The following is a 20,501-nucleotide window of genomic DNA, read 5'->3' as shown; positions in this document are numbered from 1 at the left end:
GTTTTGGCTGGGCAAAGATAAAGACACATCTCTAACCGCGATTGTGCGGGTGATCGAATTTGCTTTTCCAATCGGGTCTGTCTGCCAAAGCAGGCTGGAAGACCGATACTTCGGTATACGCTACTCCCGTAGCTCCAGTGCTCAGCACGGGCGACCAAAGTGCCGCCAAGCCTGCGTTGAATTTTGAATGTCGGGACTTTTTCCCAAAGTCCATTTCCTTATCCATCCTCTCAAATTCCCTTCTGCCGATCCTGTATTTTTTACTACTTTTGCGCCACGAATGCTTATGAAGAACATCAGGAATTTCTGTATCATCGCCCATATCGACCATGGGAAGAGTACATTGGCGGATAGGTTGTTGCAGTTTACCGACACCGTAGCGGATCGGGATATGCAAAACCAGTTGTTGGACAACATGGATCTGGAGCGGGAGCGTGGCATCACGATCAAGTCCCACGCGATCCAGATGAAATACAAACACGAAGGGGAGGAGTATATCCTCAACCTCATCGATACTCCGGGACACGTCGATTTTTCCTACGAAGTATCCCGCTCGATTGCCGCCTGCGAAGGCGCGCTCCTGATCGTGGATGCCTCCCAAGGCGTGGAGGCTCAGACCATTTCCAACCTATATCTGGCACTGGGCCACGATCTGGAGATCATTCCCGTACTGAATAAGATTGACCTTCCCGGCGCAGATCCGGAAGTGGTTGCCGATGAGGTGATCGACCTGATCGGCTGTGATCGGGAGGATATCATTTTGGCCTCCGGCAAAGCAGGCATAGGAATCGACGACATCCTAAAAGCCGTCGTGACCCGAATCCCCGCGCCGAAGGGCGACCCAGAAGCACCGCTTCAAGCCATGATTTTCGACTCCGTGTACAATTCATTCCGCGGAGTGGAGGTGATTTTCCGAATCTTCAACGGTACGATCAGCAAGGGTGACAAGATCAAATTTGTCAATACCGGCCGAGAATATGAAGCCGACGAAATCGGGATTTTGGGACTCAACCAGATCCCACAGCAGACCATGTCAGCGGGGAATGTAGGCTATCTGATTTCCGGGGTGAAAGTTGCCAAGGAAATCAAGGTGGGGGACACCATCACCCACATCAAGCGCCCTTGCGCAGAGGCGATTCAAGGTTTTGAAAACGTAAAGCCGATGGTTTTTGCGGGGATCTATCCTGTGGAGACCACTGACTATGAGGAGCTCCGCGCATCGATGGAGAAGCTTCAGCTTAACGACGCCTCGCTCGTGTGGGAGCCGGAGACCTCAGCGGCTTTGGGTTTCGGATTCCGATGCGGATTCCTCGGTATGCTCCACATGGAGATCATCCAGGAGCGACTGGAGCGCGAGTTTGACATGACCGTGATCACGACTGTGCCTTCGGTACAGTTTAAGGCGCTGCTCACGGACGATAAGGTCCAGCTCATCAACGCGCCATCCGACATGCCGGACCCCACGCGCATGAAGCACATCGAGGAGCCCTATGTGAAGGCATCCATCATCACTGCGGCCGAGTACGTCGGCTCCGTGATTACCCTCTGCATGGACAAGCGCGGACAGATCAAAAACCAGGTTTACCTCACCTCTGAGCGGGTTGAGTTGACCTTTGATATGCCCTTGGCGGAGATTGTTTTCGACTTTTTTGACAAGCTGAAAACCATCTCCAGAGGCTATGCTTCCCTGGACTATGAGCTCATCGGCTATCAGCAGTCGCACATGGTACGGTTGGACGTGATGCTCAACGGCGAACCCGTGGATGCGCTGTCGGCGGTGGTGCACCGGGACAAGGCCTACGACTGGGGCAAGCGACTCTGCGAAAAGCTGAAGGAGCTCGTGCCGCGCCAGATGTTTGAGATCGCCATTCAGGCGGCCATTGGGCAGAAAATCATCGCCCGGGAGACCGTGAAAGCGCTTCGCAAAAACGTGTTGGCGAAATGTTACGGTGGAGATATCTCCAGAAAGCGTAAACTCCTCGAAAAGCAGAAAAAAGGCAAGAAGCGCATGAGGCAAGTCGGCAACGTCGAGATCCCCCAGGAGGCGTTTATGGCAGTGCTAAAATTAGACTAGAAGTACGAAGAACGAAATACGGTGTTACTCGGATAGTTGAGCGTATGAGCCAATCACTGAAAGACAGAACAAAGAAGTTTGCTATCGATGTTTGGCTCTTGTGCTCAAAGATTCCCAACAGTAGGGAGTATAACAACTATGTCAACCAACTGCTGCGCTGTTCAAGCTCAATTGGAGCAAACTACAGAGCAGCGCTCAGGGGGAAATCCAACGCCGATTTTATCAACAAATTGAAGATTGCGGAGGAAGAAGCTGACGAGAGCGAATATTTTCTGGAAATATTGCAAAGAGTGAATAGGGATCAGACCCTTGTAGAGGAATTTAAAACGTTGCTGATCGAGGTCAATGAATTGATTGCAATCTTGGTCGCAAGTCTTAAAACTGCAAGGACGAATTTTCCAAAATAAGGGTGAGGTTTCATCATTCCCCGTATCTCTAGTTTCGTAGCTCGTATTTATTGAAAAACATCCAATATTGAAGATATGCCAATCCTAATAGACGGAAAGAAAACATCTGCCGAAATCAAGAACGAAATAGCCGCACGCGTGACAGAGATCAAAGCCGAGGGCGGAAAGATCCCGCATTTGGCTGCGGTGCTGGTGGGAAGCGATGGTGCCAGCCAAACCTACGTGGGAGCTAAAGTAAAGGCCTGCGAAGAAGTGGGGTTTAAGTCCACACTTGTGCGTCTGGAAGCCACTGTTTCTGAGGAGGAACTCCTCAAAGTGGTGGAAGACATCAACAACGACGCGGACATCGACGGCTTGATCGTGCAACTGCCGTTGCCCAAGCATATTTCCGTGGACAAGGTTACCAACAAGATCAAGCCCGAGAAGGACGTGGACGGATTTACACCCGCCAACGTCGGTCGTATGACCCTCAATTGGCCAGCCTATGTCGCTGCGACCCCTTATGGCATCGTGGAGCTGCTGAAGCGCTACGAGATCGAGACGGCGGGCAAGCACTGCGTCGTCATCGGACGTAGCCACATTGTGGGAAGTCCGATGAGCATCCTCATGGGCAGAAATGGCTATCCAGGCAATGCCACGGTGACCCTGACCCACAGCAAAACCCAAAACCTGCCCGAAATCTGCCGTAGTGCGGATATTCTGATCGTGGCTATCGGCAAGCCGGAGTTTGTGACGGGAGATATGGTGAAGCCGGGAGCGGTCGTGATCGACGTGGGGATCCACCGAATCGAGGACTCCAGCAAGAAGTCGGGATTCCGACTGATCGGCGATGTGAAGTTTGACGAAGTGTCCGAAAAGGCCTCCGCCATCACCCCGGTACCGGGAGGGGTAGGGCCGATGACCATCGCTGCGCTCCTGTACAATACTCTCCAGTCTGCGGAGAAGAAAGTTTTTGGATAAAACCGAAAAAAAAGTTCAGAAATCCTCGAGTTGCGTTTGCATCGATTGAAATGGATTTCTACTTTTGCAGACCCTAAAGACGCGCATGTGGTGAAACTGGTAGACACGCCACTTTGAGGGGGTGGTGCCCGTTCGGGTGTGGAAGTTCGAATCTTCTCATGCGCACTGAAAAGGCCTCTGGAGCAATCCAGGGCCTTTTTTTTGTTCAGTTCGTGCAGTACTACTTTTTGTCATACCCGAATAGACCTGCCGTATATTTTCCGGCTTTTTCCAATTCCCTTCGTTTGAAATGTTTTTTGGTTATTTTCAGGAAAATATACTTTCATGAAATACGTTCTCAAACCAGCTCTTTTAGTCTTTTTCCTTTCCTTGGCTTGGCAGGCCTACTCCCAAACGCCCCAGTTTCCGATAGTGAAGGGTTTTGGCGGTATCTACGAAATCCCCGACGCAAGCGAGCGTCCGGATCCCAGTCTGGAATACAAGATCCTCGTGGACCTCTCCACCGGGGCCGATGACAACAAGCAGGTGTCGCGCTGGGTGGACAACATCGCCAGGATGATGAACCTCCACGGCCTGGCGGGCGTACCTGGAGATAGGCTAAAGGTCAAAGTGGTGGTCCATGGCGGGGCGATCTTTACCCTGCTCAATGACGAAAACTACCAGCAGCGGTTTGAAACATCCAATCCTAACCTCAAGGTATATGAGGCGCTGAAGGCCGCGGGGGCCGATATTATGGTTTGCGGGCAGTCCATGGTAGCCCGAAACCTGAAGACGGCCGATCTCTGGCCGGGTGTGCGGGTAGCCCATTCCGCATTGACTACGATCACGACCTATGTGCCCCAAGGGTACATTTTGTTGAAGTTTTAAAAGTTTTGGAATAATTGTTGGGCTGCCAAAAGCTCACAGTTGAAATACATGAAGCCCTTTACCTCAATTACTTCCACGGGTAGAAAAGTTGCCGCAGGATTTTTTATCGCGGTGTCCATCCTGATCAGTGTTGCCGGGCTTACCTATTTTACCCTAAACCAACTGGAAGAATCCGTCAGGCAGCTTGCCCAGCCAAACCAGAAGCTGGACTTGCTGAACAACCTCCAGGCGGAGATTTTTAGGATCACAAGGGTGGCTGGGGATAGCGTGAAGGCCGACGTCAGGGTCAACGATTCCACGATTTCCCTGCTCCAGGGTAAGCTCGACCAGCTCGACCAGCTTGCAGCCGACACGCTGGAGCAGCAGAGCGTGCAGACAATCCGGGACAACCTTGCCGTATTGATCAACGGCTACGTGGACCTCTATGAAGTAAAGCGTAACCAAGCAACCAGAAATTTTTCCCAGGAGGCGCTTAATCGTGTGGAGCTGGGAATCCGGAGAAGGGCCCAAAGCCTGGAATTTCGCCCGCTTCAGGAGCTCAATCCCAAAAACTACATTTACAACGAGCTCCAGCAGCAAAAGACCAGCCGCCAGGATCTTCGGTCCGGGATGATCACTCGGGACGAAGATCAGCTGGTTGCCTATTTGCGAAAGCTTCAAGAGCAAAATGCGCCCCTGCCTACTACCTCTTCCGGTGCTCCTAATCCCGACAGCGTGCTGTATTCCCTCCGGGGCGTCATCAGCAGGATCTACCGCGAGGAGACCTCCCAGCGCCAAAAGCTGGCCATTATGGAGGCAGACCTTTCCCAAAAGCAAAACGAAATTGGAAATACGATACAAACCCTCATTGGAGACCTTCAGTCTAAAGCTATCCTGGCTTCCGGCGAACAAAGCAGCCAAGCATCTGGGCTGGTGTTTGAAGTCACGTTTTTCCTGATCATTGTAGTCGCCATCGCGGTTTTTGGGACGATGTTCTTGGTCTATTCCGTGCTGAAGGAAATCCGCCTCAACTGGTCCTATCAGGAGGATCTCCTGGAGTCACGGCGGAAATCCGATCAGTTGGCAAGATCCAAGCAGGAGTTTTTGGCCAATATGAGCCACGAGATCCGCAATCCGCTCCATGTCATCCAGGGCTATCGAGCGATCTTGGAAAAATCCGAAATGGAGTCTGACCAAAAGTCCCATTTGAAGATGATCGGGTTTGCCTCGGATACGCTGATGGAGATCGTGGACGATATTCTGGACTTTTCAAAGCTGGAGGCCGGTAAGCTGAAGCTGGAGAAGCAGCCCTTTGATCCCATCGAGCTCTTTGGCTCAATCCAAAACTTTTTTGAACTCACTGCCAAGGAGAAGAAGCTGGAATTTCACTGGAGGCTAAACCTGCCCGACGAAAACTGGCTGGTAGGGGACGAGCTGAGGCTCAAACAGGTAATGAACAACCTGCTGAGCAACGCCTTCAAATTTACCCAGCACGGATTTGTGGCCGTGGACGTCGCCTGGATCAACGACCATCTGGAGATCAAGATCCGGGATACCGGGATTGGAATGAACGCGGAGGAGCTGAAAAAGGTCTTCCAGGAATTTGACCAGGCGGATACCTCCATCTCGAGGAAGTTTGGAGGCACAGGCCTTGGGCTGTCCATCGTTCAGCGGTTGACTAATCTGATGCATGGGGAGCTCGATGCCGAGAGCGTCCCAGGCAAAGGCACCACCATGCGGCTGAGTATTCCCATGGCTCTGAGCCCTGCTTTGGAAACTTCCAAGCCGAAAGAAGGTGCCGAATACATCGATCTGAAGGGGCTGAATGTGCTGCTCGTGGATGACGACAGGATAGGCCTTCGCTATCTGGAGACCGTTTTGCTCTACTTTGGGGCAAATGTGATTTCCTTTCCCGGCGGCCATGTTTTTCGCGACGAATTTCAGCCGGTAGAACTGGATCTGGCGATGATAGACATTCAGATGCCCGAGTTTTCGGGTTTTGACGTAGCCAAGGCCATCAAGAATTTTCCCCAATACAAAAGCCTTCCTTTGCTCGCCATGACGGCAAATGTCTTTGTGGAGGAAAAAGAGCGGCTTTTTGCGGAAGGTTTCGACAATCTGATTTTGAAGCCTTTCCAGGAAAGCAAGCTGATTTCCGTCCTGGGCAGCTTTTTTCCAGCCCGGCTGGAGATGCTCTCCGAGCGCCCGCCGCTACAGGCAGAGCCCGTGTCTGGCGAGCTTTTTAACCTGTCCGACTTGGAGAAATTCTGCATGGGCGACCAAGAGCTGCTGACTGATATCGTACGCGAACTGATTCGGGACACCGAGAATGATTTGCAAAAAATCACCCGAGCCCGTCTCAACAACCGATGGTCGGAGATCCTGGAGATATGCCATCAGTTGGGAAGTCGCCTCGGCCAAATCCGAAGCCAAGCCGGTCCTATCGCCAGAAAGATCGAGAACAGCCTGAAGATCAACAACCATCACGGCATACAGGACGCGCTGATCCAGCTTGATCGGGAGACCAAGAAGATCTTGGAGGCTTTGAAAGAAAAGATAGCGGAATTGGCCTGAGCTATTCCAGGCCGTATTTTTCGAGTTTGCTGTACAGTGTTTTTCGATCCATGTTCAGGATCCTGGCAGTCTTGGACTTGTTGAAGCGGGTGTCTTGCAGCACGCGCTGTATAAGCTCTTTCTCCTGCTCTTTCCACTGGGTTTTGTAGTCTTGGGCAGGAGCAGAGCTGGCCAAGCTCGGAGTGCTCGCTATAGGCTGGAAAACCGGCGCAGCGGTTGGGGCGGGGCGGTCTGCGAGAAAGCCAGAGTCGTACAGCTCCAGTGGCAAAGCCTCCTTTTCGATCTTGTCCCCCGAGGAAAGCAAGACCGCCCGCTTGATGATGTTTCTCAGCTCACGCAGGTTGCCAGGCCAGTCGTAGTTGTAGAAGATCTCCCAAACCTCCGGGCTGAGCCCTTTGATGGTTTTGTTGAGGCGTTCGTTGCTTTCGGCAAGAAAGCCGTTGACGAAGAATTCCAGATCTGCCTTTCGCTGGCGGAGCGGGATGGCATACAGTGTAAACTCATTGAGTCGGTGATAGAGGTCCTCGCGGAAGACGCCTTCTCCGGACTGGGAGGTGAGGTTTTCGTTGGTGGCGGCGATGATGCGCACGTCGATGTCGATCTCCTTGTTTCCTCCGATTTTTCTGATTTTCCGCTCTTGGATTGCGCGGAGGAGCTGGATCTGTACGTCATAGCTCAGGTTGCCAATCTCGTCGAGGAAGATCGTGCCTCCGTTTGCAGACTCGAAGTGGCCCGTTTTGTTGTCGAGCGCTCCTGTGAAGGCTCCTTTGACATGCCCGAACAGTTCGCTACCCGCCAAGTCTTTGGGCAAAGCCCCGCAATCAATGGCTACAAACGGCCCGTCTTTTCTTTGGGAAAACTCATGTATGCGTTTGGAAATCAGTTCTTTTCCGGTGCCTGTCTCTCCCAGGACCAATACGCTGAGGTCGGTCGGGGCTACCAGGTGGATGTGCTTTTCCAGCTTTTCGGCTTCCTGCGACTCTCCGGTCACATAGCCGGAGCTTGGAGCGACCTTCTGTACTTTGGCGGTTTCTTTTACCGGTTCGGCTTTTCTTTCCTCAGACTTGTGGGAAAGGGATTCTTTGACCGTGGCCAGTAGCTCATCGGGATTGATGGGCTTGGTGATATACTCAAATGCGCCCAGCTTCATCGCTTTGATCGCGATCCGGATATCCGAATAGTGCGTGATGAGGATCACTTGCAGTCGGGGAAAATGGGCTTTTGCCCATTGCAGGAGTTCCATGCCGGTACCGTCCGGAAGGCGGAAGTCGGCGATGATCAGGTCAAACTTTCGGGTGTTAAGAATATTTTGGGCCTCTTTGACTTTGGTAGTGGCTACCACCTCAAATGAGTTTTTCTCCAGAAACGTCTTTACAATCCTGGAATAAGTCAAATCATCCTCAACCAATAATATATGGGCCATCCTTTTTTCGTTTAATATACAAAAGGAACAAAAAAAGCACCAGACTAGCGCCCGGTGCTTTTAAAATAAAGGGGATCTAGCAACTTACTCGGTAATTTCCTTGCCCTCTGGATCATACGCTTTCCAGAGTTTGTCCGCGGTGCCGTTGTCGAAGGATACCCTATAGGTAATCTTGCCTTCTACGCATTTGTTTTGCCAGGCTTCCGAGACGGGATATTCTTTGAGCGATTCGTCGGAGGTGATGGTCTGCTTGACCGGTGTAGGCAGGTCGTCCGGCTTGATCTGGATCTGTTCTTCCTGGAGCGAAATTGCTACGGGCGCATGGGCCACATAGGCTAAGGTGGGGGCTGCGAATGCCGCACCCGCCACGATCAGGGCTGACAAAAAGGCGGTCTTTTTCATGGTAGTTGTAGTTTGGTTAATTTGGCTCGGTCTTCTTTCAGTTTGCGGGAAAAGACAAGTTTTGACTAAGGTGTTTTGCGAAGGATGTGCCAAGGGGGATTTTGGGTTTTTTGGGCGGATTTCGGTAAAAATCTAACGAGAAAAGTGGGGATTCTCTCCCCGACTTGTAGGCGATGAAGGCCCAAAAAAGCAATTAAATGGCTCAATCTGTTAATGATCTGACAGCCATAGAAAATTCTTCAAAACCGAACTTTTTATGAGGAAATTATCTTTTGAATTCTCTTACCTTTGATGTCTCAATAGAACATTCGCCCTCCATGAGTGATGCTATAAAACACGAGTGCGGCATAGCCATGATCAGGCTTCGCAAGTCCCCTCAATACTACATTGACAAGTACGGATCGGCCTCCTATGCAGCCAATAGGCTGTACGTGCTGATGCAAAAGCAGCTCAACCGAGGCCAAGACGGCGCCGGAGTTGCCAACATCAAGCTGAATACCCAGCCGGGTACCCGCTACATCAGTCGATACCGCTCGATAGAGCCTTCGGCAGTCAATGACATCTTCGACAAGATCGCCAAGAAGTACAAAAAGGCCAAGAAGCTCGGCGGACACGATGCGCTGACCGATGGAGACTGGCTCAAAAACAACATCGCCTTCACCGGCGAGGTGTGGCTCGGCCACCTGAGGTATGGCACCCACGGGGAAAACAGCATCGAGACCTGCCACCCTTTTCTCAAGCAAAACAACTGGAGGAGCCGAAACCTCGTGATGGCCGGCAACTTCAACATGACCAACAACGAAGAGCTCTTCGGCAAGCTGGTCCAGCTGGGACAGCACCCCAAGGAAAAAACCGACACCGTCACCGTGATGGAGAAGATCGGACACTTTCTGGACGAGGAAAACCAGCGGATTTTTGACAAATACAAGCATCAGTATTCCAACGAGCAGATCACGCACGTCATCGAAAACGAGCTCGACGTGGCCCGAATCCTGCGCAGATCCTGCCGTGACTTTGACGGAGGATATGCCATGGCGGGAATGATCGGAAACGGCTCCTCCTTTGTGGTGCGGGATCCATCTGGTATCCGTCCGGCGTTTTACTACGCGGATGATGAGGTGATCGTCGTTGCTTCAGAGAAGCCAGCGATCAAGTCTGCCTTCAATATCGATTTCAACTCCATCAAGGAGATCAAGCCAGGCCATGCGCTGGTGGTCAACAAGGACGGCAGCTACGAGGAGGCGGAGATTTTGCCCGCCAGAGAGAAAAAATCCTGCTCCTTTGAGCGCATTTATTTCTCCCGAGGTACCGATCCGGGCATCTACCAGGAGCGAAAGAACCTCGGCAAGGCCCTGATCCCACAGATTCTGAAGGCCATCGATTTTGACCTCAAAAACACCGTTTTCTCCTATATTCCCAATACCGCCGAAACCGCCTTTTTGGGGATGATTGAGGGGCTGGAGGATTACCTGGTAGCCAAGCGCAAGGAGATTTTCCTCGATGGAAAGCCCCACATGGGGGATTTGGAGGAATTGCTGAGCTTCCGTCCGCGGGTGGAAAAGCTCGTCTCCAAAGACGTGAAGCTGCGTACCTTTATCACCAGCGACGACAATCGCGACTCCATGGTCTCCAGCGTGTATGACACCACTTACGAAGTGATCAAGCCCGGTGTGGATACTTTGGTCGTGATCGACGACAGCATCGTGCGGGGTACTACCTTGGAGAAAAGTATCCTGACTACCCTGGATAGGCTGAATCCAAAGAAAATCGTCATTGTTTCTTCCGCTCCACAGATCAGGTTCCCCGACTGCTATGGCATCGATATGTCAAGAATGAAGGAGTTTATTGCCTTCAGGGCGGCTATCGCTTTGCTCAAGGAGAGAAAGATGGAAAACGTACTGGACAAAGTCTACGACCAGTGTGTGGCCCATCCCTACGACTTCGAAAACTTTGTAAAAGAAGTGTACAGCAACTTCACCGACGAGGAAGTATCCGCAAAAGTAGGCGAGATCGTCACTTCTCCCGAGATCAAGGCGGAAGTACAGGTCATCTTCCAGACCGTGGACAACCTGCACAAGTGTATTCCAAACCATACAGGTGACTGGTATTTCACAGGCAACTATCCCACTTCCGGCGGTACCCGCGTGGTCAACAAGGCCTTTGTCAACTACATGGAAGGCAAGACGGTCCGGGCCTACTGACATCGTCAAGACAAAACAATCCCAAGGCGCAAAGTGCAGACTTTGCGCCTTTTTACATTTCTGGGGGCTGGCAATGCCCCCAAAAGTTTTAATTTGGCGCGAAATTGAATCCTCGTAAAAATGGAAATAAACGTACCTCTGCTGAAGCAGGTCTGTGAAATCGCCGGCGCGCCGGGTTTTGAAAAAAGAGTGAGAGACCTAGTCGTGGAGCTGGTCACCCCCCTGGCTGACGAAGTGAAAATCGACAACCTGGGCAACGTCATCGCCATCAAGAAGGGCAAAAGAAATCCCGACGGCAAGCGCGTGATGGTGGCAGCCCACATGGATGAGATCGGTTTTATCGTCACCCATATCGACGACAATGGTTTTCTGCGATTTCATACCTTGGGCGGATTTGACCCCAAGACGCTCACCGCACAGCGCGTGATCGTGCATGGCAAAAAGGACCTGGTCGGCGTGATGGGAAGCAAGCCTATCCACGTGATGAGTCCGGAAGAACGAAACAAGCTCCCGAAAACCACCGATTTCTTCATCGATCTGGGGATGGGAAAAGAAGAGGTGGAGAAGTTTATCTCTGTGGGCGATCCCGTCACCCGGGACCGCGAGCTGATCGAAATGGGCGATTGCGTCAACTGCAAGTCCATTGACAACCGCGTGGCGGTTTTCATCCTGATCGAGGCGCTGAAGCAATTGGAAAATCCCGCCTATGACGTGTACGCCACATTTACCGTACAGGAGGAAGTGGGGCTTCGCGGTGCCAACGTTGCCGCCCACAGCATCAATCCCGATTTTGGGATTGCGCTGGATACGACCATCGCCTTTGATGTGCCGGGGGCACAGGCCCATGAGCGCGTCACAGAGCTGGGAAAAGGGACTGCCGTCAAGATCATGGATGCCATGACGATCTGCGACTATCGCATGGTGGATTTTATGAAAAAGACCGCCGACTCAGCCGGGATTTCCTGGCAGCCGGAGATCCTCACCGCCGGAGGCACGGACACTGCCGGAGTGCAGCGGATGGGCAAGCAGGGGGCCATTGCGGGGGCGATTTCCATCCCAACCCGCCATCTGCACCAGGTGATCGAGATGGCTCACAAAAAGGACATCGCCGACTCCATCGCCCTGCTAGTGGCCTGCCTGGAGCAGGTCGACGGCTATGACTGGAAGCATTGATCGCTCTAGGATAGATCACTTGAGCCCCGGACCTCCCGGGGCATACTTTTCACCAAACCACCGTTTTTTCCAACATGAAACTTACCATTTTGTCCCTCATGGCCGCAAGCTGTATGATGCTGGCTTCCTGTGCCAAAAAAGAGGAAGCCTCAAGCCCTGCCCCAGAACCTGTCAGTGAATGGCAGACCCTCTTCAACGGCAAAGATCTCACTGGCTGGGTACCCAAGATCCACCATCACGAGGCTGGAGACAATTTTGCAAACACCTTCCGCGTGGAAGACGGGACGATCTTGGTCAGCTATGGAGAATATGGCCCCTTTGAAGAGCGCTATGGACATTTGTTTTATGAAAAGCCTTTTTCCTCTTTCCACCTGAAGTGGGAATACCGATTCACCGACGAGTGGCTGGAGGACGCCGCGAGCTACACCTACCGCAACTCCGGGGTGATGTACCATTCCCAGTCTCCGGAATCCATCCTCAAAGAACAAGACTGGCCGATCTCCGTGGAGTACCAAATGCTCGCCGAGGAGAGAGCCGGTGAAGCCCGTCCCACGGGGAATATGTGTTCTCCCGGCACGGACATCGAGTACGAGGGCAAGATCGATCCACGCCACTGCATCAATTCCAGCTCGCCGACTTTCCAGTGGGATGAGTGGGTGAAGGCGGAGCTCATCGTCTATGGAGACTCCCTCGTCTATCACCTGGTCAACGGCGACACCGTGCTGACCTACGGCAAACCCCAGATCGGCGGCGGCGTCGCCAACCGGTTTGATCCAGCGATCAAAGTGGATGGCACTCCGTTGAAGTCCGGCTATATCGGCCTGCAAAGTGAGGGGCAGGGGGTAATGTTTAAGAATATTGAGATTCGGGAGCTGTATTAAGTCGGTAGTTCACATCATTTTCCTTGCAAAACAAAAAATCCGGAGCCGCTTGACTCCGGATTTTTGACTTTCCTTTCAAACCTTCGAGGTCTGCAAGACCTCAAAGGTTGCCCCCAATGTTTATCCCAGCTTTGCCAAGCTTTCTTCCAAGGCCTTGATCTTTGCCTCGGCATCGGCTTGTTTTTTACGCTCCATCTCGATGACTTGGGCGGGAGCTCCGGCGACGAAGCGCTCGTTGCTCAGCTTTTTCATCACTGAGCTGAGGAAGCCTCGGGTGTATTCCAGTTCCTTTTGGATATTGGCTTTTTCTTCCTCGATATTGATGGAGTCACCCATCGGGATGAAGCACTCGTCGGCCTTCACCACAAAGCTCATGGCATTGTCGACTTTTTCCGCAAAAGCCAAAGAGGACAGGTTCGCCAGCTTGGTCAGCACCGCTTCAAAGCGGCTGTAGAGCCCGGGGTTTTTGGTGTTGATGGTCAAGTCCAGTGCTTCCTTCGGCGACATGCCTTTGGACGCACGGAGATTTCTCACTTGAGATACCACTTCAAAGACTTGGTTGGCCTCCTCGATGATCTTCGTGTCGAAGCTTTGCGCAGCTGGCCAGGAAGCCAGGATCAGCGACTCCTCGACGCTTCGCTCCTTGATCTGGTGCCATAGCTCTTCGGAGATAAAGGGCATGAAGGGATGGAGGATCTTCAGGATGTTTTCGAAGATCATAATCGTCTTGTCGTAAGTCGCCTGATCGATCGGATGCTGGTAGGCGGGCTTGATCATCTCCAGATACCAAGAGCAGAAGTCATCCCAAACCAGCTTGTAGGTCGCCATCAGCGCGTCGGAGATGCGGAACTTCTCGAAGTGTTCGTTGATCTCCGTCAGGCCTTGGTCGAATCGGTTTTCAAACCATGCGATACTCGCCGCATTGGCAGTGCCATCCAAGCTTGGATCGATTTCCCATCCTTTCACCAGTCGGAAAGCATTCCAAATCTTATTGGCAAAGTTTCTTCCTTGCTCTACCAGCTTGTCGTCATAGGGCAGATCATTGCCGGCAGGAGAGGAGAAAAGCATTCCTGTACGCACGCCATCTGCGCCGTACTGGGCGATCAGGTCGAGCGGATCGGGGGAATTACCGAGGGATTTGGACATTTTACGGCCCAGCTTGTCGCGGACGATACCGGTGAGGTAGACATTTCGGAAGGGCTTTTCACCCGTATATTCATAGCCCGCGATGATCATACGTGCCACCCAGAAGAAGAGGATCTCCGGAGCGGTCACCAGGTCATTGGTCGGGTAATAATATTTCAGTTCTTCGTTTGGCTCGCCTGTGGTAAAGACATCGGTGTCGAATACCGAAATCGGCCATAGCCAGGAGCTGAACCACGTATCGAGTACGTCCTCGTCCTGCTTTAGGTCAGCGAGCGTATAGCTGCTGGCAAACTTCGCATTTCCCTGAACCAAGGCTTCCTCGGCGGTCTTGGCGACGATGTATTCGCCGTTTGGAAAGTAGAAAGCCGGAATGCGGTGGCCCCACCACAGCTGACGGGACACGCACCAGTCGCGGACGTTTTCCATCCACACGCGGTACATGTTTTTGAACTTGGGCGGATGGAGCTGGATCACGTCGTCCATGACGGATTTGAAAGCTGGCTGGGTGATTTCGTCCATTTTCAGAAACCACTGCAGGGAAAGCTTTGGCTCGATGACGGCGTCAGAGCGCTCGGAGTGACCGACATTGGACTTGTAGTCTTCGATTTTATCCAGCTGTCCTACTTCGTCGAGGAGCTTGCCGATCTTTTTGCGGGCGATGAAGCGGTCTTCGCCCACGAGGATTTGGGCCTTCTCGTTGAGCGTGCCGTTGTCGTTCAGGATGTCGATGACCTCCAGCTTGTGCTTGATGCCGAGCTCGTAGTCATTGATGTCGTGGGCTGGAGTCACTTTCAGGCAGCCAGTACCAAATTCCATATCCACGTACTCGTCCTCGATGATCGGGATGGCGCGATTGATGAGTGGAATGATGGCTGTTTTGCCCTTCAAATGCGTGAATCGGGGATCGTTCGGGTTGATGCAGATCGCCACGTCGGCCATGATGGTCTCGGGACGGGTCGTAGCGATGGTGAGGAATTGATCGGAGCTTCCCTCGATTTGATACTTGATGTAGTAGAGTTTGGAAGCGATTTCCTTCATGATCACTTCGTCGTCCGACAGGGCGGTTTGGCCCTTTGGATCCCAGTTGACCATGCGGATGCCGCGGTAGATTTTGCCCTTTTTGTGCAGGTCAACGAAGACGGAGATCACCGCATCGCTCAGGCCTTCGTCCATGGTGAAGGCCGTTCTGTCCCAGTCGCAGGAAGCACCGAGCTTTTTGAGCTGCTCGAGGATGATTCCCCCGTACTTTTCCTTCCATTCCCAGGCATATTTCAGGAATTCCTCGCGGGAGATGGACTTTTTGTCGATGCCCATGTCCTTGAGCATGTTCACGACTTTGGTCTCCGTGGCGATGGAGGCGTGGTCTGTGCCGGGCACCCAGCAGGCATTTTTGCCCTGCATACGGGCGCGGCGGATGAGCACGTCCTGGATGGTATTGTTCAGCATATGTCCCATGTGGAGGACACCGGTGACGTTAGGCGGAGGGATGACGATGGTGTAGGGTTCCTTGTTGGGATCGACTTGGGAGGAGAAAAGCTTGTGCTCCATCCAGTACGCGTACCATTTGGCCTCAGCCTGGGCCGGATCGTATTTGCTGGCAATAGACATATTCTGGGGTTTTTTCGAAGGGGCAAAAATAGCAGAAAAAGGGGAAAAGGCGGGTCAAAGTTCTGGTTTACCTCTGCTCCATGTGCTAAGCTTGAGCAGTTTCTGAATGCAGGACTATTTTTTGTCGGCCGGTTTGGCAACCCTTCGCTCTTAATGAGAGTATCCAAGGAGCAATTGTCCTAAGCCACACCCTTCGCCCTTGGGCATCTTTTATCGATTTTCAACCAAAAAATTACTGTTATGCCATTTTTGAAACACAAAGAAGGGAAGGAGCCCGTTCGGATTTTCTTCCAAGACTATGGAAAGGGAAAGCCCGTCATCCTCATCCACGGCTGGCCGCTGAGCCACCAGGCTTGGGAGGGGCAGATTCGGACGCTGGTGGAAGAAGGCTTTCGCGTGATCGCTTATGATCGGCGAGGATTCGGACGCTCCTCACAGCCTTGGGGCGACTATGACTACAGCGCTTTGGCGCAGGACCTTAGCCAATTGATTTTGCACCTGGATCTGAAAGACGTGACGCTGGTAGGCTTCAGCATGGGTGGTGGAGAAGTGGTGCGCTACTTCACCGACTATGGTGCCGACCGTGTCGCAAAGGCCGCTTTGATCGCTTCGATCATTCCCTTGGTAGCTCAAAAAAAGGACAATCCCGACGGTGTGCCGCAAAAGGACCTGGACGGAATCTTAGCCACGCTGAAGACCAACCGGATCGGCTTCCTGAAGGACTTCCACAAGAATTTCTACAACTACGACGAAAACACAGACAAGCTCAGCCAGGCGAATCTGGACTATGATTTCTCCATTGCTTCCCACGCTTCGCCCATCGCGACCATCAAAGCAGCGGAGGCCTGGGCTGGGACGGACTTCAGACCCGAACTGAAAAACGTAACCGTTCCCACGCTCATCGTGCATGGCGATGCGGACAATATAGTTCCTTACAAGACTTCTGCTGAGCAGGCTGCAAAAGGAATCGCCGATAACACCTATGAACTCATCAAGGGTGCTCCCCACGGCCTGAACCTTACCCACCGAGATAGGCTCAACGAGCTGTTGGTTGGCTTTCTGAAGAAATAGGGAGAAGATCCGAAAAAAGAAAAGCCGCGTTTTCAGGAAGGAGACGCGGCTTTTCTCCTTTGTCAGTCAGATTTTCCAGTAGTTGCCGATCTGGATACCGTCTCGCTCCTGGTTCAGCTGGCCGGCATAGATCAGCCTTGCCTTGCTTTCTGGCGCAAACTTTTGGAAGTATTTGAGGCCTTTCAGAAAGTCCGCATGGAAGGTTTCGGAGGACTTGATCTCGATCGCCAACAGTTCTCCGTCTTTTTCCTGCAAGAGATCCACCTCGTTTTGATGGTTGTCACGCCAATAGTACAAGGATGGAATATTTCCCTTGTTCAATTCCTTTTTCATCAATTCCAATACTACCAAGTTTTCAAACAAGGCTCCTCGGGCAAAGTGCAGGTTCAGGTCTTCCGGTCTTTTTATACCGAGTAGGCTACAGAGCACCCCGGTGTCGTAGAAGTAGACTTTTGGGGTTTTCAGGATCCGCCTGTTGAAGTTTCGATAGTAGGACGGGAGCCTGAATGCGATAAAGGAAGTTTCCAATACCGATAGCCAAGAGTTCACGGTTTTTTGGTCAATTCCCAGCTCATTGGAGAAGCCGCTTTGGTTGAAAACCTGCCCAGTTCTTCCTGCCAAAAGCTGTAGGAACTTCTGGAAGTTTCCTAAATCCATCACGTTCAGAATCTGGCGGACATCCCGTTCTATATAGGTCTGGATATAGTTGGGGTAGTAGTCACTGGGGGCGATGTCAAACTGGAATTTCCTTGGGTATCCCCCGTTAACCACCAGTGTTTCCCAAGACTGGCCCTTCGCCAGATCTCCAAGTTCATGCATGGAAAAGGGGAGTAGGTTGAGCATAGCTACCCTACCGGCCAGAGATTGTGTGATCTGGTTGGAAAGCAGAAAGTTTTGGGAGCCTGTGAGGATGTATTCTCCCGCGATATTCCTTTCGTCCGTCAATACTTGGAGATAGGAAAAAAGCTCCGGAACCCACTGGATTTCGCCTAGGATTACCCCGTTTTGGTAGTTTCTCAAAAAAGCCAAGGGATCTGTTTTGGCGAAACTCCTGAGTTCCGGCAATTCCAAGTTGACGTAAGTATATTCAGGTTTGAGCCTTCTCGCGAAAGTGGTCTTGCCGGATTGTCTAGGCCCGGTGATTGCAAGGATTGGGAATTTCCCGAGTAAACTGAGGGCTTTATCCTTAATGTGTCGGTCAAAATAATCCATTTTGTACAATTTTGGAATTGTATTCCAAAATTGTACAAAAAATGAGGATTATCCAAGTAATATGTTCATCAATATATTGATGCTTAGATTTTTACAGGCTATAAAGTAGAGGCGAGTGGACTCGGTCTGATTTTTCTCATCCCCCCATCGCAGAGCCTTTCCAGCTCTTGCTGATCGTGCCGGGGATCTGCTCGTCGGCCTTCAGAATGACAAAGCCAGCCGCGGCACAGGCCGCCATGCCTACGACCATAGGGAGCGCTGTCCCGTCGTGGAAAAAGCTGATGATCGCCGATACCACTCCGCCCATAGCCATGCGCATACTTCCCAGTAAAGCCGCCGCACTGCCGGCATTTCTCGAAAAAGGAGCCAAGGAAAGCGCCGCCGTATTGGGGCTGTTGAGTCCGTGGGCGGTGAGAAAGAGAAACATCAGGCCGACCAAGGTGTACACGTTGAGCAGCTGGGCATAGATCCCGATGATGAGCAGGATTCCGGTGAAAACCTGGTAGTGCATCGAGAAGTGGATGATCTGCTGGCTCTTGAATTTTTTCAGGAGAAAATGGTTGAGCTGCGTGGAGCCGATCATCGCAAAAGCCAAGATGCCAAAGATCCAGCCGTAGGTCTGTTCGCTTACTTGGTAGATGTTCATAAAGACATCCGCAGAGCTGGCGATGTAGGCAAAGGGAGCCGCACCGGCCAATCCGCCTACGAGCATGTAGACGAGAAACTGGCGGTTTTGGAGCACGACGCCGTAGTTTTTCCAGACTTTACTGGGCTTCAGGGAGACTTCCGGATCGGGCTCTGCGCCATTGGGCAATACGGTGGCCGCTCCGATCCAGATGATCACGGTCAGGGCTGCAAGGATGATAAAGTTCCAGTGCCAATTGTAATAGGCGGTCACAAAACCACCCACCGTCGGCGCGATCATCGGTGAAACAGCGATGACCAAAGTCAGCAAGGAAAGGACTTGCGCGGTCTTTCCCACCGGGAAAATGTCCCGGACAATCGCCTGGGCGGAGACCATGCCCGCACAGCCGCCGATGGCCTGGAGGAAGCGCATCAGGATCAGGTTTTCGACAGACTGGGAAAGCGCACATCCGATGGAGGCCAAGACGTAGATACCCAGCCCGATATAAAGCGGTTTTTTTCTTCCATACTTATCCAGAAGCGGCCCATAAAAAAGCTGTCCGATGGCAATCCCGACCAGGTAGGCGGTCAGGGAGAGCTGTATGCTGGCGATGGGCGTACGAAGGTCGCGGGACATCTCGGGGAAGCCCGGCAGGTACATGTCTATGGAAAAGGGGCTGATGGTACACAGCGCGCCCAAGACCAAGACGATCTTAAAATATTCCCACTTGTTGAACTGACTTCCCAAAACGAAAAAAAGGCTTTTGGATAAATGATATGATTGGTGAACAGGCTGGTTGCTTGCAAAGTTCGCAATTGATCTCCAATATCTTTGCCATATTTAAAATATTGATTTTCAGAATTCGGGGTATTTGGATTGTAGCAGAAGGATTCCTTCGAAAGCCAGCTTTGGATGCTGATCGCGCGGGGGACTACTGGATGGGATCCAAAGAATATTTTGTAGGTGGACGAGCCGCTTTCCACCGGTTGAAATCTTAGATTCGAACACATCCATCCCTTCTGTGTGAATCAGTGTGGTTTTCTGCGATGACCTGTGGGAAATGAAGTGGCGATGTAATAGTATCTCCCACAGATTTTCACGGATTAAAGTCACAGATTCGCGCAGATTATGCTTTCCGTGTAAGTCCGTGTAGTTTTCTGGGATAATCTGTGGGAAAAAGAGATTTGTTGCAAAAGTTTTCTCCACAGACCTGCTTGCAGAAGGCAAGTTTCCACGGATTGAAAATCACAGAATCCAGCTCTGTGAATGCGTATTTTAGTAATTTAGGTCATGCATGAAAACGAACTTACTTTTTTGATTCGCGGGGCAATTTTTAAGGTCTACAATTCCCTCGGTCCGGGTCTCTTGGAATCTAGTTACGAAGCCGCTTTGGGCTATGAGCTGATTCAAGCTGGATTAAATGTAGAGCATCAAGTCGGGCTTCCTTTAATTTACAATGAATTGAAAATGGAAGTGGGCTATCGAATTGATTTGCTTGTTGAAAAGAAAGTGATTGTTGAGATCAAGTCTGTGGAAAATATCCTGGAGGTGCATCACAAACAAATCCTGACCTATTTGAGACTTTCGGGTCTAAAGCTTGGACTACTTGTGAATTTCAATTGTGATAAAATTCAAGAAGGAATTTTTAGAAAAATCAACGGCTATCTATAGGCGGATAGAGATCCCAATAGGCGATCACAGATTTACTTATCCGTGGCTATCTGTGTCCTTTTCCGTGTCGATCTGTGGGAGAAATAGAAGAAGAAAAGTCGCTGTCCTGCCTTCCTATTTTCCACAGGCCTTCATGCCGCACACAGGTTTTAATGGGTCGAACTAGCTAAAGTACATAGATTACTTTTCCTGAATGACTATTCACTTTTCTGTGATGATCTGTGAGT

Annotated in this window: 15 protein-coding genes and 1 tRNA gene; 11 read left to right on the top strand and 5 right to left on the bottom strand. The window is 51.5% G+C overall.

Going from position 1 to position 20,501, the window contains the following annotated elements; all coding sequences use genetic code 11:
• Positions 1–286 precede the first annotated feature (286 nt).
• From lepA to J0A68_RS14255, 6 genes are all read left to right on the top strand, one after another.
• Positions 287–2,074: a translation elongation factor 4 gene (gene lepA, locus J0A68_RS14280; RefSeq protein ID WP_206578899.1), complete on the top strand. Its 1,788-nt coding sequence runs from the start codon at positions 287–289 to the stop codon at positions 2,072–2,074.
• Between the two features lie 44 nt (positions 2,075–2,118).
• A complete protein-coding gene (locus J0A68_RS14275; RefSeq protein WP_206578898.1) occupies positions 2,119–2,481 on the top strand; it encodes a four helix bundle protein in 363 nt (120 codons plus the stop codon).
• A gap of 75 nt (positions 2,482–2,556) precedes the next feature.
• A complete protein-coding gene (gene folD, locus J0A68_RS14270) occupies positions 2,557–3,441 on the top strand; it encodes a bifunctional methylenetetrahydrofolate dehydrogenase/methenyltetrahydrofolate cyclohydrolase FolD (RefSeq protein WP_206578897.1) in 885 nt (294 codons plus the stop codon).
• Positions 3,442–3,522: 81 nt separating this feature from the next.
• Positions 3,523–3,606, top strand: a tRNA-Leu gene (locus J0A68_RS14265).
• Between the two features lie 159 nt (positions 3,607–3,765).
• Positions 3,766–4,308, top strand: a complete 543-nt coding sequence (locus J0A68_RS14260; RefSeq protein ID WP_206578896.1) for a DsrE family protein — start codon at positions 3,766–3,768, stop codon at positions 4,306–4,308.
• A 48-nt stretch (positions 4,309–4,356) separates the two neighbouring features.
• Positions 4,357–6,861: an ATP-binding response regulator gene (locus J0A68_RS14255; RefSeq protein ID WP_206578895.1), complete on the top strand. Its 2,505-nt coding sequence runs from the start codon at positions 4,357–4,359 to the stop codon at positions 6,859–6,861.
• A 1-nt stretch (position 6,862) separates the two neighbouring features.
• Here the strand turns inward: J0A68_RS14255 and J0A68_RS14250 are convergent, their stop codons facing one another.
• Complete coding sequence (locus J0A68_RS14250; RefSeq protein WP_206578894.1) at positions 6,863–8,284, bottom strand: sigma-54-dependent transcriptional regulator; 1,422 nt, start codon at positions 8,282–8,284, stop codon at positions 6,863–6,865.
• An 84-nt stretch (positions 8,285–8,368) separates the two neighbouring features.
• The gene (locus tag J0A68_RS14245) at positions 8,369–8,686 is read right to left on the bottom strand and encodes a hypothetical protein (protein WP_206578893.1); all 318 of its coding nucleotides are present in this window, start codon (positions 8,684–8,686) and stop codon (positions 8,369–8,371) included.
• A gap of 317 nt (positions 8,687–9,003) precedes the next feature.
• Here J0A68_RS14245 and J0A68_RS14240 point away from each other — a divergent pair, with 317 nt between their 5' ends.
• From J0A68_RS14240 to J0A68_RS14230, 3 genes are all read left to right on the top strand, one after another.
• Complete coding sequence (locus tag J0A68_RS14240) at positions 9,004–10,887, top strand: amidophosphoribosyltransferase (protein ID WP_206578892.1); 1,884 nt, start codon at positions 9,004–9,006, stop codon at positions 10,885–10,887.
• A 120-nt stretch (positions 10,888–11,007) separates the two neighbouring features.
• Complete coding sequence (locus J0A68_RS14235; protein ID WP_206578891.1) at positions 11,008–12,060, top strand: M42 family metallopeptidase; 1,053 nt, start codon at positions 11,008–11,010, stop codon at positions 12,058–12,060.
• 74 nt (positions 12,061–12,134) lie between these two features.
• Positions 12,135–12,941, top strand: a complete 807-nt coding sequence (locus J0A68_RS14230) for a 3-keto-disaccharide hydrolase (protein WP_206578890.1) — start codon at positions 12,135–12,137, stop codon at positions 12,939–12,941.
• A 120-nt stretch (positions 12,942–13,061) separates the two neighbouring features.
• On the opposite strand, the gene J0A68_RS14225 is transcribed toward J0A68_RS14230, so the two are convergent.
• Positions 13,062–15,695: a valine--tRNA ligase gene (locus J0A68_RS14225; RefSeq protein WP_206578889.1), complete on the bottom strand. Its 2,634-nt coding sequence runs from the start codon at positions 15,693–15,695 to the stop codon at positions 13,062–13,064.
• 240 nt (positions 15,696–15,935) lie between these two features.
• Between J0A68_RS14225 and J0A68_RS14220 the strand changes: the two genes are divergently transcribed.
• Positions 15,936–16,766: an alpha/beta fold hydrolase gene (locus J0A68_RS14220; protein WP_206578888.1), complete on the top strand. Its 831-nt coding sequence runs from the start codon at positions 15,936–15,938 to the stop codon at positions 16,764–16,766.
• 66 nt (positions 16,767–16,832) lie between these two features.
• Here the strand turns inward: J0A68_RS14220 and J0A68_RS14215 are convergent, their stop codons facing one another.
• Both J0A68_RS14215 and J0A68_RS14210 read right to left on the bottom strand, forming a co-directional pair.
• Positions 16,833–17,978 (bottom strand): ATP-binding protein, encoded by a 1,146-nt coding sequence (locus J0A68_RS14215; protein WP_206578887.1) that lies wholly within the window; start codon positions 17,976–17,978, stop codon positions 16,833–16,835.
• Positions 17,979–18,114: 136 nt separating this feature from the next.
• On the bottom strand, positions 18,115–19,350 hold the full coding sequence (locus tag J0A68_RS14210; RefSeq protein WP_206578886.1) for a multidrug effflux MFS transporter: 1,236 nt from the start codon (positions 19,348–19,350) through the stop codon (positions 18,115–18,117).
• 543 nt (positions 19,351–19,893) lie between these two features.
• On the opposite strand from J0A68_RS14210, the gene J0A68_RS14205 reads away from it, so the two are divergent.
• A complete protein-coding gene (locus J0A68_RS14205; RefSeq protein ID WP_206578885.1) occupies positions 19,894–20,274 on the top strand; it encodes a GxxExxY protein in 381 nt (126 codons plus the stop codon).
• The last annotated feature ends 227 nt before the right edge of the window (positions 20,275–20,501 follow it).

Source organism: Algoriphagus oliviformis (genome assembly GCF_017254915.1).
Taxonomy (GTDB): Bacteria; Bacteroidota; Bacteroidia; order Cytophagales; family Cyclobacteriaceae; genus Algoriphagus; species Algoriphagus oliviformis.
The sequence above is the reverse complement of the archived record's forward strand: the minus strand, read 5'-3'. Positions and strand labels throughout refer to the sequence as shown.

Coding starts and splice junctions, on each gene's coding strand:
- J0A68_RS14240 (WP_206578892.1), top strand. CDS start 9,004: ATGAGTGATGCTATAAAACACGAGTGCGGCATAGCCATGATCAGGCTT.
- folD (WP_206578897.1), top strand. CDS start 2,557: ATGCCAATCCTAATAGACGGAAAGAAAACATCTGCCGAAATCAAGAAC.
- J0A68_RS14255 (WP_206578895.1), top strand. CDS start 4,357: ATGAAGCCCTTTACCTCAATTACTTCCACGGGTAGAAAAGTTGCCGCA.
- J0A68_RS14250 (WP_206578894.1), bottom strand. CDS start 8,284: ATGGCCCATATATTATTGGTTGAGGATGATTTGACTTATTCCAGGATT.
- J0A68_RS14275 (WP_206578898.1), top strand. CDS start 2,119: ATGAGCCAATCACTGAAAGACAGAACAAAGAAGTTTGCTATCGATGTT.
- J0A68_RS14245 (WP_206578893.1), bottom strand. CDS start 8,686: ATGAAAAAGACCGCCTTTTTGTCAGCCCTGATCGTGGCGGGTGCGGCA.
- J0A68_RS14225 (WP_206578889.1), bottom strand. CDS start 15,695: ATGTCTATTGCCAGCAAATACGATCCGGCCCAGGCTGAGGCCAAATGG.
- lepA (WP_206578899.1), top strand. CDS start 287: ATGAAGAACATCAGGAATTTCTGTATCATCGCCCATATCGACCATGGG.
- J0A68_RS14235 (WP_206578891.1), top strand. CDS start 11,008: ATGGAAATAAACGTACCTCTGCTGAAGCAGGTCTGTGAAATCGCCGGC.
- J0A68_RS14230 (WP_206578890.1), top strand. CDS start 12,135: ATGAAACTTACCATTTTGTCCCTCATGGCCGCAAGCTGTATGATGCTG.
- J0A68_RS14205 (WP_206578885.1), top strand. CDS start 19,894: ATGCATGAAAACGAACTTACTTTTTTGATTCGCGGGGCAATTTTTAAG.
- J0A68_RS14220 (WP_206578888.1), top strand. CDS start 15,936: ATGCCATTTTTGAAACACAAAGAAGGGAAGGAGCCCGTTCGGATTTTC.
- J0A68_RS14215 (WP_206578887.1), bottom strand. CDS start 17,978: ATGGATTATTTTGACCGACACATTAAGGATAAAGCCCTCAGTTTACTC.
- J0A68_RS14260 (WP_206578896.1), top strand. CDS start 3,766: ATGAAATACGTTCTCAAACCAGCTCTTTTAGTCTTTTTCCTTTCCTTG.